The organism is Pseudomonas sp. Marseille-QA0332, from assembly GCF_054950175.1.
Genome location: NZ_CM143106.1, coordinates 2,119,143 through 2,132,229 on the forward strand (window position 1 = coordinate 2,119,143; position 13,087 = coordinate 2,132,229).

The 13,087-nt window shown below is 65.1% G+C and carries 14 protein-coding genes and 1 pseudogene; 7 read left to right on the forward strand and 8 right to left on the reverse strand.

Annotated elements, in window-relative coordinates:
* Positions 1-21: 21 nt before the first annotated feature.
* The 3 genes and pseudogenes from ACY8GK_RS09800 to ACY8GK_RS09810 form a co-directional block, all read left to right on the forward strand.
* Positions 22-1,023 (forward strand): NADP-dependent oxidoreductase, encoded by a 1,002-nt coding sequence (locus tag ACY8GK_RS09800; RefSeq protein WP_462402914.1) that lies wholly within the window; start codon positions 22-24, stop codon positions 1,021-1,023.
* A gap of 184 nt (positions 1,024-1,207) precedes the next feature.
* Positions 1,208-1,954 (forward strand): outer membrane beta-barrel protein, encoded by a 747-nt coding sequence (locus ACY8GK_RS09805; protein WP_462402915.1) that lies wholly within the window; start codon positions 1,208-1,210, stop codon positions 1,952-1,954.
* Positions 1,955-2,524: 570 nt separating this feature from the next.
* A pseudogene (locus ACY8GK_RS09810) lies at positions 2,525-2,701 on the forward strand (con-10 family general stress protein); the annotation flags it as partial.
* Positions 2,702-2,753: 52 nt separating this feature from the next.
* On the opposite strand, the gene ACY8GK_RS09815 reads toward ACY8GK_RS09810, so the two are convergent.
* From ACY8GK_RS09815 to galE, 4 genes are all read right to left on the reverse strand, one after another.
* A complete protein-coding gene (locus tag ACY8GK_RS09815) occupies positions 2,754-3,215 on the reverse strand; it encodes a DUF421 domain-containing protein (protein ID WP_196181405.1) in 462 nt (153 codons plus the stop codon).
* Positions 3,216-3,224: 9 nt separating this feature from the next.
* Complete coding sequence (locus ACY8GK_RS09820) at positions 3,225-3,734, reverse strand: hypothetical protein (RefSeq protein WP_196181407.1); 510 nt, start codon at positions 3,732-3,734, stop codon at positions 3,225-3,227.
* Between the two features lie 24 nt (positions 3,735-3,758).
* Entirely contained in the window at positions 3,759-4,265 is a 507-nt protein-coding gene (locus ACY8GK_RS09825; RefSeq protein ID WP_196181409.1) for a CinA family protein, read from the reverse strand.
* Between the two features lie 129 nt (positions 4,266-4,394).
* The gene (gene galE, locus ACY8GK_RS09830; protein ID WP_462402916.1) at positions 4,395-5,390 is read right to left on the reverse strand and encodes a UDP-glucose 4-epimerase GalE; all 996 of its coding nucleotides are present in this window, start codon (positions 5,388-5,390) and stop codon (positions 4,395-4,397) included.
* Between the two features lie 288 nt (positions 5,391-5,678).
* On the opposite strand from galE, the gene ACY8GK_RS09835 reads away from it, so the two are divergent.
* From ACY8GK_RS09835 to ACY8GK_RS09850, 4 genes are all read left to right on the forward strand, one after another.
* Complete coding sequence (locus ACY8GK_RS09835) at positions 5,679-6,851, forward strand: glycosyltransferase family 1 protein (protein WP_462402917.1); 1,173 nt, start codon at positions 5,679-5,681, stop codon at positions 6,849-6,851.
* The gene (gene glf, locus ACY8GK_RS09840; protein WP_196181415.1) at positions 6,839-8,008 is read left to right on the forward strand and encodes a UDP-galactopyranose mutase; all 1,170 of its coding nucleotides are present in this window, start codon (positions 6,839-6,841) and stop codon (positions 8,006-8,008) included. The genes ACY8GK_RS09835 and glf overlap by 13 nt, the downstream gene beginning before the upstream one ends.
* 132 nt (positions 8,009-8,140) lie before the next feature.
* The gene (locus ACY8GK_RS09845; protein ID WP_196181417.1) at positions 8,141-9,265 is read left to right on the forward strand and encodes a beta-glucosidase; all 1,125 of its coding nucleotides are present in this window, start codon (positions 8,141-8,143) and stop codon (positions 9,263-9,265) included.
* Positions 9,266-9,366: 101 nt separating this feature from the next.
* Positions 9,367-10,284, forward strand: coding sequence for a LysR family transcriptional regulator (locus ACY8GK_RS09850; protein ID WP_196181419.1), 918 nt, complete (start codon positions 9,367-9,369; stop codon positions 10,282-10,284).
* A gap of 12 nt (positions 10,285-10,296) precedes the next feature.
* On the opposite strand, the gene madM is transcribed toward ACY8GK_RS09850, so the two are convergent.
* The 4 genes from madM to ACY8GK_RS09870 are packed head-to-tail and all read right to left on the reverse strand — an operon-like array spanning position 10,297 to position 13,087.
* On the reverse strand, positions 10,297-11,061 hold the full coding sequence (gene madM, locus ACY8GK_RS09855; protein WP_462402918.1) for a malonate transporter subunit MadM: 765 nt from the start codon (positions 11,059-11,061) through the stop codon (positions 10,297-10,299).
* 1 nt (position 11,062) lies between these two features.
* Entirely contained in the window at positions 11,063-11,485 is a 423-nt protein-coding gene (gene madL, locus ACY8GK_RS09860) for a malonate transporter subunit MadL (RefSeq protein ID WP_196181422.1), read from the reverse strand.
* 58 nt (positions 11,486-11,543) lie between these two features.
* Positions 11,544-12,464: a malonate decarboxylase subunit epsilon gene (mdcH, locus tag ACY8GK_RS09865; protein ID WP_462402919.1), complete on the reverse strand. Its 921-nt coding sequence runs from the start codon at positions 12,462-12,464 to the stop codon at positions 11,544-11,546.
* Positions 12,461-13,087 carry a malonate decarboxylase holo-ACP synthase gene (locus ACY8GK_RS09870; RefSeq protein ID WP_462402920.1) on the reverse strand — a complete coding sequence of 209 codons (627 nt, stop codon included), beginning with the start codon at positions 13,085-13,087 and terminating at the stop codon, positions 12,461-12,463. The genes mdcH and ACY8GK_RS09870 overlap by 4 nt, the downstream gene beginning before the upstream one ends.

A 13,087-nucleotide genomic window follows, 5' to 3' on the forward strand; every position in this document is an offset into this window, starting at 1 on the left:
TCACTCCAGCGAGGCTGCCCGATGTCCCGGACCAATCGCCGTTTCCTGCTTGCCAAACGCCCCGTCGGTGCCGTGCGCCGCGAGGATTTAGACTTCGAGCGAGTCACCGTCGCCGAGCCGAGCGAAGGCCAGGTGCTGGTGAAGAACCTCTACCTGTCCCTGGACCCAGCCATGCGCGGCTGGATGAACGAAGGCAGGTCCTACGTGCCGCCGGTCGCCCTGGGCGAAGTCATGCGCGCGCTGGGCGTGGGCGAGGTGATCGCCTCCCGGCATCCCGATTTCAAGCCAGGCGACCACGTCGGCGGTACGCTGGGCGTGCAGGATTTCTTTCTCGGCCAAGCCAAGGAGCTGCAGCCTATCGACCCTTCGCTCGCGCCCCTGCCACGCTACCTGTCGGCGCTGGGCATGACCGGCATGACCGCCTATTTCGCCCTGCTCGAAGTCGGCCAGCCCAAGGCCGGTGACACCGTGGTGATCTCCGGTGCGGCCGGCGCGGTCGGCAGCATGGTCGGGCAGATCGCCAGGCTCAAGGGCTGCCAGGTGGTCGGCATCGCTGGCGGCGAGCGCAAGTGCCGATACCTGAAGGAGGAGCTCGGCTTCGACGCGGTCATCGACTACAAGGCCGAAGCAGTACCGGCGGCGTTGCGGCGCGAATGCGTCAAGGGTATTGACGTGTATTTCGACAACGTCGGCGGCGACATCCTGGACGCCGCCCTCGCCTGCCTGAATTTCAAGGCCCGGGTGGTGATCTGTGGCGCCATCAGCCAGTACAACAGCACAGAGCCGGTCAAGGGCCCGGCCAACTACCTGTCGCTACTGGTCAACCGGGCGCGGATGGAAGGCTTCATCGTCACCGATCACGCCGCCGGTTATGCCCAGGCCGCCAAGGAAATCGCCGGCTGGCTGGCCAGCGGACAGCTCAAGAGCAAAGAACATGTGGTCGAAGGCCTGGAAACCTTCCCGCATACCCTGCTCAAGCTGTTCAGCGGCGAAAACTTCGGCAAGCTGGTGCTGAAGGTCTAGCCCGACAAGCTGCAAGCAGACCGCGTCGTCAGGCGAACGCCTGTCACGACGGCCACCGCCGCAAGCGAGCACAGCGCTATCGGCGCTTGCTTGTAGCTTGCCACTCATTTTCTGAACTTTTCCATGCAGGGTGTATTCGAACAGCCGCGTCTGTCATTGCATTCATGTCATGGAGATATCACGAATGTCCTCACGCAAACTGCTGCGCCATACCTGCCTCCTGGCCCTGCTGGGCACCCCTCTGGCGGCCATGGCGGCCCCAAGCACCGATCCGCTGTTCACCTTCGGCCTGCTGGGCAGCTACGACAAGTTCAAGTTCGAAGACGGTAGCGAATCGGACACCGATCACCTGGGCCAGGGCGGCGTATTCGCCAACTTCGGCAACAAGATGACTGCCGAATCGGGCTTCGTCTACCAGATCGGTGCGTTGGCCAAATACGGTGAGAAGAATGACAACAAGCTCAAGGAAGCCCAGGTCGACCTGGACCTTGGCTGGCGTGCCGCGCTGGATGCGCGCAACTTCGTCGATGTGATCGTGGGCGGTGGCTACGGCTGGTCGCGCTACGAACCGGAGATCAACCGCCTGGATGTCGAGCTGACCAACAAGTCGCCATTCGCCAAGGCCGCGCTGGGTTACAACCATCAGTTCGACACCGCGACCCTGCGCGTCGAGCTCGGTGCCCGGCATACCATCGACGGACGCGCCAAGCTCAAGGTCGAGGATTTCGGCAGTGACAGCGTGGACCTGAAGGACCGTACCAATCCGTATGCGGAAGTCACCTTGCTGATGAACCAGAACGGCGACCTGCCGGTACAGGCCGGCGTGTACTATGCCCGCACCGAATACAAGCTGGACGATGACTCCCCGGTCGCCGATAACACCAAGCTCAAGCGTGACGAATTCGGCGTGAAGGTCGGCCTGGCTTTCTGATCCGCACCGCTCCCTCGTTTGCCCGGGCCCGCAAGCGCCCGGCGATGGCGCCGCAGGGCCGGCTGTCTCTCGAGCGTGCCCGAGGCTGTGTTGATTCTGGGGCTGCCGCGCAGCCCCAGAACCTCGCAGGCAACCTGAGACAACCGTCCTTGGCTTTGTACGAAAAGTGCCTGCGCGACGATCAGGCTACGTTGGAACCAGGCTCGGAATGCTCATTTTACAACCAGTAAGGTCGAGCGCGACCCCGGCCGCTGCTCGCCTGTTTTCGCCGTGCCTGATCGCTGCTCGGCGACTTTTCGTACAAGGCCTCGCCCTGCCGAGCCCGTTCCTTGCGCCCGTCTTCTCCAGACTGTCTCGCGCCGGAGTCAGCGTGATTGACCAGGACTTTTGCCAACCCATTGATTTGCGCCCTAAAAAGTCCCGAGACAATCTTTACGACCTTTGGTCCCGGAGTTGAAGATCGATGGATCGTCTCGTTCCTGAGTCACTCAGAGTAAGTGCACAGAATGTCCTGTGCTCAACATGAGGTGAAAGATCATGGCGAACAATCAAGGTAAAACCGGTAACACCAATCCAGGCAACTTTGCCAACGATCGCGAGAAGGCGTCCGAAGCTGGGCGCAAGGGCGGTCAGAATTCTGGTGGCAACTTCGCCAACGACCGTGAAAAAGCCTCCGAAGCAGGTCGTGTAGGTGGCCAGCACAGCCACGGCGGCGGCCGCAGCAGCGACAATAGCCGCTCGCGTTAAGCGTCACCCGGCAGCCAGGGCTTCTCCCCCCTGGCTGTCGTTTCCGAACGGGTCATCCCGCTTTTCCCCCCGCCTCCTGCTCGATGATCGAGATCTTGCCGTTGCGCTCGACGATGGCGTACTTGATCTGGGCAACCTGCTCCAGCCCCTGGTTGGCCCTTGCCGATTCGAGTATGTCGTCCTCCGTCAGCCGGCAGCGACGCATGCGTCCATGCAGAAAGCGCCCATCCTCGACCACCACCGTGGCATGCCCATCGAGAAAACGCGCGACCCGCACCGAATTGAGCTTGAGCAGCGACAAGCCGACATCCAGCACGATCAAGGTGATGATCACCAGCACCGCGTTGGTGAACGAAAAGTCGTCTCCCAGCAGTGCCTGCTGCGTGGCTTCGCCAATGATCAGCAGCAGCACGAAGTCGAACGTGGTCAGGTCGGCTAGCGAACGACGCCCAGCGACGCGAAACAACACCATCAGTGCCACGTACATGGCACCGGCGCGAAGAACCGAATCCATTGCCAATCCTCAGGGATAGATGAACGTGGAGAAGTTCACGACACTGTCCGGGCCCACCCGGGCCTTGCCGTCGAACGGGCCGACGCCATCGTTGCGCAAGCCCAGGTACAAGGTGGCGATCCCCTCGGCATCGGTGCCCAGATGCAGCAGCAGTGCCCGTCCCTGGCTCACCGACTGCAATGGCTGGGGCTGCAGGGTCTCGACAGGCAGCGCGCGGAACATCGAGCCGTCGAGCAGCAGCTTCACCTCGGCGTCGGGTTTGCCTTGGACGCGAATGCTCAGCTGCTGCGAGGCGCCATTGCGGACGAATCGTGCATACTCCACCTGGATCCGCCCATCGCTGCTGGTGACGCTGCGCTGGCTGAGCGGGCCATTGCCGAACAGCCCGGCCAGGCTCACCAGCACGATCAGCAGCAGCACGTACCAACCAATGCGCTCGAAGCGCCAGACACGTCGTTGCCTGTCCAGATCCTCCTCGATCGGGTAGCGTCCTGGTGCTGGTTGTTGCTCGATCTCCATGATCGCGTCTCCGACAGGTGTTGATCAGGCGCGCTCGCCATGTAGCCAGCGTTGATGAAAGTGCATCAGACGCAGCAGACCGTGCAGGGAAGATTGCCGCAGCACCGCCTGGCGATCGCCGAAGAAGCGCTCGGTGCGGCTGAAGACCGCCGGAGTCGACTGGCCGGCGAAGGCCCAGGCAAAGCACACCGTGCCAGGCGGGGTGTCGCCAGCAGGCCCAGGCCCCGCCACTCCGGTAGTGGCGATGGCCACGTTGGCCGTGCTGTCGAGCAATGCGCCCTGGGCCATCTCGCGAGCCACTTCCTCGCTGGTCAGGCCGCAGCGCTCGATGGTCTGCGGGCGCACCCCGAGCAGACGTTGCTTGGCTTGCGGGGAATACACCACGTAACCGCTTTCCAGCACGCTGCCGATGCCTTCCTTTTCCGAGAGCAAGGCGACCATCCGCCCTGCCGTGCAGGACTCGGCAGTGGTGAGCACCAGGTCGTGGCGCTTGAGGTAATCCAAAAGCTCGTCGAGCGGATCGTTTTTCATCGAAAATCCCTTCCCATGTCAGTTGCTCGATAGACGTCGCGGGCATTTCATTGGTTCAGGGGGGCTCGCCGGTACCGGCCCGCGGTACCCTGGCGAGACGTTCGCGCGCAAGCACCACGCCAAGCACGCCTAGATGCGTTGCTGCCAACGCCAGGCATCGGTCAGCATGCATTCCAGGCTGCGCCGGGCGGTCCAGCCGAGTTCGCGCGCCGCCTTGCTGGGATCGGCCCAGCATTGCGCGATGTCGCCCAACCGACGCGGCTCGAAGCTCAGCGGCACGCAGATGCCGGTGGCCTGCTCGAACGCCCCCACGACTTCCAGCACCGAGTGGCCCTGGCCGGTGCCGAAATTCCAGACATGCACACCGGCATGGGCCTGGAGGAAGCGCAGCGCGCGCAGGTGCCCTTCGGCCAGGTCCACGACATGGACATAGTCGCGGATACCCGTGCCGTCAGGCGTCGGGTAGTCCCTGCCGAACACGTGTAGCCTGTCGCGCTCGCGCCTGGCCACTTGCAGCAGGTAGGGCAACAGGTTGTTGGGCGTGTCGTTGCACTGTTCTCCCAGCAGCCCCGAGGCATGGGCGCCGATAGGGTTGAAATAGCGCAGCAGGCCGATCGACCAGCGCGGATCCGCGGCAGCCGTGAAGTTCATCACATGCTCGGCCATGAGCTTGGATTCGCCGTACGGGTTGGTGGGCTGCCCGGTGGGGCAGCTTTCGTCGATCGGCATTCGCGGGCAATCGCCATAGACCGTGGCCGAAGAGCTGAATACCAGCTTGAAGACGCCCGCCGCGGCCATCGCCTGACACAGGGCCACGCTGCCTCCGACGTTGTTCTCGAAGTACCGCAACGGCTCGCGCACGCTTTCACCGACGGCCTTGAGGCCAGCGCAGTGGATCACCGCCTCGATCGGATAATCGGCGAATATGTTGCCCAATGTCTGTGCGTCCCTGACGTCGGCCAGGATGAAACCCGGTTGCCGTCCGGCAATCTCGGCTATTCTGCCCACACTCTGTTTGCAACTGTTGCAGAGGTTGTCCAGGAGCAGCACATCGTCGCCGGCAGCCATCACTTCGACCGCCACGTGCGCGCCGATGTAGCCGGCACCGCCTGTAATCAGGATCATCGCATCGTCTCCATGGTTCGCCTGAAGGCCCCGCGGTCATCGATACGGCAGATGGTGACAGGGAGTATTGCATGCAGTGACGGAGGCCGCCCGCAAGGTGCCTCCTGTAGCTCAGGGCGCGAATCGACGCCATGGTTCAGTGAAAGTGATCGCCGGGACGCGCATTTCATCGGTTTGGCTGAACGCCGATCATCTACGCTTCTTCCAAGTTTCATCCGAGCCAATGCGCAGCCATCCCGGCCTGCGAAGCAGTCATCGGTTCCTGCATGTCCGCAAAGGAGTGACTCGATGAATCAGGCAGAACGTTCCATCATTGGCAGCCCGGTATCCACCCAGCAGCAAGCTGATCCCAAAACCCATCTGCGACCTACCTTGCTGTGCCTTTCGCACTTGCGCTGGGGTTTCGTCTACCAGCGGCCGCAACATGTCATGAGCCGTCTTGCCCAGGGCTATGACGTGCTGTTCTTCGAAGAGCCGGTGCATCAGCCGATCGCCGCGCCGCGCCTGGATGTCGAGCGCCCCGCGCCCGGTGTGACCTTGCTGGTACCCGTGCTTCCCGAGGGGCTCGATGAAACCGAGGCCTGCGCAGCTCAGCGCCAGCTGCTGGACCAGTGGCTCGACACGCATCCGGCCAACTCGCTGCTGCTGTGGTACCTGACGCCGATGAGCCTGGCATTTACCGATCACCTGCAGGCCGAGGTGGTGATCTTCGATTGCATGGACGAACTGTCGGCGTTCAAGTACGCCCCGCCCGCGCTGGTGGAAATGGAGCGCAAGCTGATGGAACGCGCCGATGTGGTCTTCACCGGTGGCTACAGCCTCTGGGAAGCCAAGCGCCAGCAGCATGCCAACGTCCATTCCATGCCCAGCAGCGTCGACATCGCGCATTTCGCGGCGGCACGCCAGTCCCTGCCTGAACCTGCCGACCAGGCCGGAATCGCCCATCCGCGGCTGGGCTTCTTCGGCGTCATCGACGAGCGCTTCGACATCGCGCTGGTGCAGGCCATGGCGCAGCAGCGTCCAGACTGGCAGATCGTGCTGGTAGGACCGGTGGTCAAGATCGATCCGGCTACCCTGCCGCGCATGCCCAATATCCATTACCTGGGCGGCAAGCGTTACGAAGAGCTGCCCAGCTACCTGTCGGGCTGGGACGTCGCGCTCATGCCCTTCGCCCTCAACGAATCGACCCGCTACATCAGCCCGACCAAGACGCCGGAATACCTCGCCGGTGGACGCCCAGTGGTATCGACACCGATCCGCGACGTCATCGATGGCTATGGCCTGAGCGGCGTGGTGAGCATCGCCGGATCGCCCGGCGCATTCATCGAGGCGGTCGAGGGCGCGCTGGCCCTGCGCCGCGACCCCGAACGGCTGCTAGCCCTGGCCGACCAGGCCCTGGAAGGCAAGTCCTGGGACCGCACCTGCGCCGACATGAAGGAGCACATCGAATGCCTAAGGTAACCTTGCAGCAGGTGGCGGCCGAGCGGTACGACTACCTGATCGTCGGCGCCGGCTTCGCCGGCAGCGTGCTGGCCGAACGCCTGGCCGCCGGGCTGGGCAAGCGGATCCTGCTGATCGACCGCCGCGACCATGTCGGCGGCAATGCCTTCGATGAACACGACGCCGCGGGCGTGCTGGTCCATCGCTATGGTCCGCATATCTTCCATACCAATGCGCAGCGCATCGTCGACTACCTGTCCAACTTCACCGACTGGCGCCCCTACGAGCATCGGGTGCTGGCTCATGTCCGGGAGCGCCTGGTGCCGGTGCCGATCAACCTGACCACGCTCAACCTGCTGTTCGACCTCGACCTGGACGAAGAGCAGGCCCAGGCATTGCTGGCCAGGCGCGCAGAGCCCGTGGCCAGCATCCGCACCTCCGAGGACGTGGTGGTCAACCAGATCGGCCGCGAACTCTACGAGCTGTTCTTTCGCGGCTATACCCGCAAGCAATGGGGCCTGGACCCGTCGCAGCTGGACAAGTCGGTCACTTCACGGGTGCCTACCCGCACCAACCGCGATGATCGCTACTTCACCGACAAATACCAGATCATGCCAAAGGACGGCTATACCCGAATGTTCGAGCGCATGCTCGACCACCCGTCGATCGATGTGCTGCTTGGTGTCGATTTCAAGGCGCTGGGGCAACAGGTCAAGCATGACCAGCTGGTGTATTGCGGCCCGATCGACGAGTATTTCGGCCACTGTTTCGGGCCGTTGCCCTACCGCTCCCTGCGCTTTCGCCACGAGACCTTGCAGCAGGCGCAGTTCCAGCCGGTCGCGGTGGTCAACTACCCTGACCAGGACGTGCCTCATACCCGGATCACCGAATACAAGCACCTGACCGGCCAGCAGCATGCCTGTACCAGCATCAGCTACGAATATCCCTGCGCCGAGGGTGACCCCTATTATCCGGTGCCGCGTCCGGAGAACGCCGAGCTGTACAAGCGTTACCAGGCCCTGGCTCAGGAGCTGGACAACGTGACCTTCCTCGGCAGGCTGGGGACCTACAAGTACTACAACATGGACCAGGTGGTCGGCCAGGCGCTGGCGCTCTACCAGCGCATCGCCCGGGAAGCGGGCGTCGAAGTGGAAAGCCACGAACAAGAACCTGGCTGATCCCAGAGGGCCGCTGCGCATGGCAGTGCCTGTGCAGCAGCGGCCCGCCTAGCCGGCCCGCCACGCGCCCTGGAACCCAACCGGGCCTTCACCACCGCATCACCCATTCGAACTTCTCACGAGAACCACGAAATGCGCAGAGGGATCTTCGACAGCTTCGTGATGGCCGGATACGAGTGTTCTTCCCAGCGCCGCGCCGACGGCCGCCGACTCGACCTGCTGGACTCCACCGGCCACGCGCGCTGGTGCATGCGCGACTACGCGGCACTGGCGCCGATGGGCATCCGCTGCGCTCGCGATGGCGTGCGCTGGCACCTGATCGAACAGGCGCCGCATGTCTACGACTGGAGCAGTGCGCTGCCGATGTTGCAGGCGGCGCACGACAGCGGCGTGCAGGTCATCTGGGACCTCTGTCACTACGGCTATCCCGACGACCTGGACATCTGGCGCCCGGCCTTCGTCGAACGTTTCGCCCGCTTCGCCGGCGCGGTCGCCAGCCTGCTGCGCGAACTGGGCAACGACACACCACTGTTCTGCCCGATCAACGAGATCTCCTTCTGGAGCTGGGCCGGCGGTGAAGTCGGCTACTTCCATCCCACCCAGCACCGTCGCGGCCAGGAACTCAAGCACCAGCTGGTACGCGCGAGCATCGCGGCGATCGAGGCGATCCGCGAAATCAGCCCGCAGGCGCGCTTCGTCCAGAGCGAGCCGCTGATCAACGTGCGCAGCCAGTCCCGGAGAACCCGGGATGTGGCCGATGCCGAGGCCTATCGCCAGGCACAGTTCGAAGCCTGGGACCTGCTGGCCGGCCGATGCTGGCCAGGGCTGGGCGGACGCGAGGACTACCTGGATATCCTCGGCGCGAACTTCTACCCACAGAACCAGTGGTTCCTCAACGGCCCGAAGATCGCGCCAAGCGACCCGGACTATCGCCCCCTGCAAGGCATGCTGGCCGAGCTTCACCAGCGTTACCAGCGGCCGATCCTGCTGTCGGAAACCGGCGCCGAAGGCAGCATGCGTCTGCCATGGCTGCGGCATGTCGCCGAGCAGGTGGCGCACGCCATGCGCCGTGGCGTCCCGATCCAGGGGCTGTGCTGGTATCCCTTCCTCGACTATCCGGGCTGGGACGATGACCGTTATTGCCCGTCCGGCGCCTTCGGCTACCCCGATGCCCAAGGCAGCCGCCTGGCCTGCGACCCGCTGCTGGCCGAGCTGGCCGCGGTGCAAGCCAGGTTCGCCGGGCCGCTCAGCGACTGAGCGAGGCCACGCTGGGCCTGCGACCCCGTGCATCGGCGTGGGTTTGTCCGCTATCGTGTGCAGTCTTGTCACCGCGATGCCGACCATGAGGCCGTTCCTGCATGCCGATCGACGAAGAGCTCACCCTGAAGAAGCTCGACACTTTCCTGGCCTTCATGCGCAGCGGCAACCTCGCCCGCGCCGCCAGCGCGCTGTCGACCAGCACGGTCAGCGTGCATCGGGCGATCCATTCCCTGGAGAACGCCCTGCGCTGCCCGCTGTTCAAGCATGAAGGGCGGCACCTGATCCCGCTGGAAAGCGCCTACGTGCTGGAAAAGAAGGCTCGCCAGCTGCTCCAGGATGCCGAACAGATGGTTCGCCAGACGCGCGAAGCGGCAGGTTTCTATGCCGAACGCTTCAAGCTCGGCGCGCTCTACTCGCTGACGGTCAGGACCGTACCGAAGCTGGTCATGGGCCTGAAACTGCGGCGCAGCGCGCTGAACATCGACCTGAACCTCGGTTCGAACCTCGACTTGATGCATCGGCTGAAAAGCCACGAACTCGATGCCATCCTCGTTTCGCTGGATGAAAGCGTGCGCGATCCGGCGTGCGAGCAGCTACCGCTGTTTTCCGATGACATATTCCTGGCCGTGCCGACCGACTCGCCATTCGCCGAACAGGCCGAGGTCGACCTGGCCGACCTGGCCGATTCGACTTTCATCACCTTGAGCCGAGGGTTCGCCACCCACCGTGACGGCGCCCAGGTCTTCCAGCAGGCCGGCTTCGAGCCGCAGGTCGCCATGCAAGTCAACGATATCTTCACCCTGCTCAGCATGGTCAGTTCCGGGGTCGGCTACGCCCTCTTGCCAGGGCGCATCGCCGCGGTCTACGAAAACCGCATCCGCCTGATCGCACTGCAACCGCGCTACCGTCTGCAACAGCACATCGGCGTGGTCTTCCTCAAGGCCCGGGAGCGCGAGCCGAACCTGCTGGCCCTGCTGGCCGAATGCAGGATGTATCGGCGCGAGCAGGATGCCTGAACCGCGACGGGCTCACCCCACCAGGGCACGTACGCAGAAGTAGAGAATGGACGGCCCCATCAGGCAGCCAAGTCCGGTGTGGAAAGTTGCGGTCAGCGCACCGTACGGCACCAGCCTGCGATCGGTCGCCGCCAAGCCTGCCGTGACCCCTGAGACGGTGCCGGCCAGGCCGCCGAAGACCATCGCCGAGCGGGGGTTGTCGAGCGCCAGCAGGCGCGCCGATACCGGCGTGAGGACCATGACCAGGATCGCCTTGATCAGGCCGGTGGCGATCGACAGGGCCATGACATCGGAGCTGGCGCCCAGCGCAGCGCCAGTGACCGGGCCGACGATATAGGTCACCGCGCCCGCCCCGATGGTGGTCATGCTGACCGCATCGCGATAGCCGAAGGCCCAGGCCACCGCGGCACCGACGATGAACGGCAGCACCGTACCGAGCAGCAGCGCCAGCGCGCCAATCATGCCGGCCTTGCGCGCCTCGGTGGCCTGGACCTCGAAGGCCGTGGCGACGATCGCGAAATCACGCAGCATCGCGCCCCCCATCAGCCCGATGCCGGAGAACAAGGCCAGGTCCGCCAGGCCCTTCTGCCCCCCGGTAAGGGTACCGCCCACCCAGGCGAGCACCAGGCCGATGACGATGGCGATGGCCGAGCCATGGACCCGCCCGAACGTCAGGTGCCGGGATAGCAGCACCGACAGCCACATGATCGCGCCGACCACGGCGAAGGCCGTGACCAGGCCGTTGTGCTCCAGCGCCTTGTCGATGATCTCGAGCATGTCAGCGACCTCCCGCCGGCACGGCCTGCGTCGCGGCAGCGGTGCTCGGCTCCAGCGCAGGCAGCGGCTCGCCACGGTGGGTCCGGCTGATCAGCGCGATGGTAGCGCCGCAGACCAGTACCGCGCCAACGGCCGCGATCAGCGCCACCGGCCCTCCGTGCAAGGCCGTTACCACGTTCTGCTGGGCCGCCATCGCTACTACCACGGGGATGTACAGTGCGCCCCAGAAGCCGACGCCGAATTCGCACTCCTTGCTCATGCCACCGTGCCGATGCATGTACAGCCGTGCGCAGATCAGCAGGATCATGGCGATGCCGACCCCGCCCACATTGGATTTCACGCCGAGCAGCACGCCCAGCAGATCGCCGACGATGACGCCGGCAAGCGTGCATACCGCCAATAGAGCCACACCATAAATGATCATTGTCGTTGTCCTCGGTCTCGTGTCGAAGTGGCTTGTTATTGTCCTTCGAGAAACAGGCTCATCGCTGGCGGGCCACCTCCTGGCGCAACAGCGCGTCGAGGGTATCGGCACGGGTATCTTCGACCGCCACCACCCGTCCCTGTTCGAACACGGGCCGAGCCAGGCCGCTGAGCACGCTGCCCGGCGGCAGTTCGACGTGCAGGCGCGCGCCACGCTCGTAGGCGCTGCGCAACGTGGCACGCCAGTCGACCACCCGGGCCATGTTGCCGGCCAGGTCGTCGGCCAGGCGCAGCGGGTCGAACAGCGGACGCGCCGTGCTGCCACTGAGGTAGGTGATCCGGGGTCGGCGCAGGCTGACCTCGGCGAAGGCCGCGGCGAGCTCCCGGGCAGGCGCATCGAGCAATGCGCAGTGTGACGGAACGCTCACCGCCAGCCGACGGGCCATGCCGCGGCCGATGCCACGGGCCCTGGCCGCGACTTCGGCCATGGCCGTATTGCTACCGGCGATCACGATCTGCGAATCACTGTTGAGGTTGGCAAGGTAGACCGGGCCGCCGACATCCTCGAGCAGGCGTTCGACGCTGGGCAGGTCCAGGCCGCTGAGCGCGGTCATGCCGTAGCCGGCAGGATAGGCGCGCTGCATCAGCTCGCCGCGCAAGGCCACCAGGCGCACGGCATCGGCCAGTTCCAGCGCATCGGCGCTCACCGCCGCGGCGTAGGCACCGATGGACAGGCCGGCGACCAGGTCCGGGGCCGGGCTGCGGCGCATCAGCCAGCGTGCCCAGGCGACCCCGGCCAGCAACAGGCACAGCTGTACGGCGCGCGTCGCCTGCAAGGCTTCGGGGCTGTCGAGCGCCAGGACCTGCTCGCCCAGCACATCGCTGGCCTGCTCGAGCACGCCGCCAGCGTCGTCAGGCAGGCGGTGCAGCATGCCGGGCTGCTGGGCGCCCTGTCCGGGGAACACGAACAGGCTGCTCATGCTGCCCGCTCCTGCTCCGGTCGTGCCCGCGCCGCCCATGGATCGCTGACCAGGCGCGCGCCGTCGATGGCCTTGAGCAGCACGCGTGGCGAGGCGCCAGCCCACTCGCGCAGGGCAATGGCACCGGCTGGCGTCTCCAGTTGCAGGTCGACACGGCACGCCAGCCGATCCAGCCTGGCAAGCCACGCTCGCGCCTGCTCGCGAGCGATCGGCAGCGGTGCGTGCAGCACCAGGTCAAGGTCGCTGCGGGCATGCAGCACTGGCTGGCCGGTCGCCAGCTGGTAGCCCACGCTGCCGGTAGGTCCCCATGCACAACCGCAGGCATCGAGCCAGGGTTCGACCTGGGCAAGCGCGCGCAATGCCGGCCAGTCGTCCCGGCCACGCCAGCGGAGCATTTGCGGCGTTGTCCTGGCGCTGACCCAGGCCCGCCTCATGAAACAGGCCAGACGTTCGTCCCGGCGTTCGCCGCGCAGACCTACCGCGACCATGTGCGGCTCTGCCAGGGCTCGCCGCACCACCACCGGATGCCCTGCCGCCACCACCTGCCATGCCCATGCCGGCGCGTCGGCGGGCAAGGCGTCCGGCGTCAGGCCCCAGAGCAGGTCGTGTGGGCGCAGCTTCAC